Raw genomic sequence first — 1,974 nt, 5'->3', positions numbered from 1 at the left:
CCAAGTGATGGATCAGAATTTAAAGTAGAAGCTACCATTAAAGATACAGCTGGCAATGTATCTGATCCTGTAAGTGATAGTGCAATTATGCAGCTAAGCGCCCCAGGAAAACCAACAGTAACTATTGCAGAAGATACAAACAATGATGGCTATATCAATGCAAGCGAACTTGATGGAGATATCGATATCACTGTAGCCTTACCAGGTACAGCTAATGAGGGCGATACACTCAATCTTGATACAAATGCAGATGGAGAGCCAGACCAAAGTGTTGTCTTAACACTAGAAGATATCAATAAAGGCAATGTATCTTTCCAAATGACAAGCCCAGGTGAGGGTGAAATAGTTGTTGAAGCATGGGTTACAGATGTAGCAGGCAATAATGGCGAAAAAGGCAAAGATAGTGCTATCATTGACACTACAGTCCCCGGTGATGAAAACGGAGATGGCACAGCCACTACAGCCCCAGTGGTAACAATTGATGAAGATACCAATAATGATGGCTATATTAATCAAGATGAACTTGATGGAGATATAGATGTAACTATTACAGTACCTGTAAATACAGAAGTTGGTGATACTCTAACTGTTACAAACCCAGATGGCTCTACTACAGATTACACTGTTGATCAAACCATCATTGATAATGGTCTTACAATCTCTTACCCACCAAGCCAATTCCCACAAGGAGAAGAGACAACAGTATCAGCAATTGTTACCGACCCAGCAGGTAATGAATCTTTACCAGGAAGTGGTAGTGCAACGCTTGACACCACAGCCCCAGGAGCCCCAATAGTAACCATCACAGAAGATGCAAACAATGATGGCTTCATTAATGCAAATGAGCTTGATGGAAATATAGATGTAGAGATTAAAGTACCAAGCGATACCCAAGTTGATTCTATTATTACAGTTACAGATAATGCAGGTAATGAACAAATCATTACAGTAACTCAAGACATTATTGATAATGGTACAACTCTTACTTTCCCAGCTCCAGCTGAGGGTGCTACAATTAAAGTTGAAGCAACCATCACTGACCCAGCAGGTAACACAGGCTTAAAAGGAAATGATAGTGCAAAACTAGATACAAGTGACCTTAGTGCTGATGGTGGTGTTGGAGTAAGCATTGTAAATGATGCAGATGATAATGGACTCCTCTCTAAAGCAGAACTTGGAAGTGATAATAAAATCACTGTAGAAGTCTCTATTCCTAAAAACGCAGTAGCAGGTGATAAGGTAATTATTACAGGAACAGGAAACGGTGACCAAGAAGTTACCCTTACTCAAACTCAAATAGACACAGGTACAATCCAAGTTGAGTTTAATGCTCCAAACAATGGAACAACCTTTGAAACAACAGCTAAAGTAGTTGACCCAGCTGGCAATGAATCAAACACAGCCACTGATAGTGCTACTATCTCCACAGACCTTCCAGGAGCCCCAACAGTAACCATTACAGAAGATGCAAACAATGATGGCTTCATTAATGCAAATGAACTTGATGGAGATATAGATGTAGAGATTAAAGTACCAAGCGGTACCCAAGTTGGCTCTACTGTTACAGTTACAGATAATGCAGGTAATGAACAAATCATTACAGTAACTCAAGATATAATCGATAATGGTACAACCCTAACCTTCCCAGCTCCAAGTGAAGATGGAGAGATTAAGATAAATGCAATCATCACTGACCCAGCAGGTAACCCAAGCCCAGAAGGAAGTGATAGTGCAACACTAGATACAAGCAATCTTACCCCAGGACTCTCCATAGAGATTACAGAAGATGCAAACAATGATGGCTTCATTAATCAAGAGGAGTTTGATGGGGTTATAGATGTTAAAGTAACCCTTTCAGATGAAGCAGTAGCTGGAGATACACTCACAATCACAGCTTCAGCCAACACACCACAAACCATCACTCTAACCCAAGAGGATATTGATGCAGGTTATGTGGATGCATCCTTTGATGCA

1 protein-coding gene is annotated in these 1,974 nt (G+C 40.4%); it reads left to right on the top strand.

Annotated elements, in window-relative coordinates:
* The coding region (locus VBE63_RS28230; protein WP_323686307.1) for a hypothetical protein at positions 1-1,974 on the top strand (1,974 nt) is incomplete at both ends.

The sequence above is a fragment of the Lamprobacter sp. genome (assembly GCF_034860625.1).
Taxonomy (GTDB): Bacteria; Pseudomonadota; Gammaproteobacteria; order Chromatiales; family Chromatiaceae; genus Lamprobacter.
This window is presented reverse-complemented; position numbering and strand designations above follow the sequence as displayed.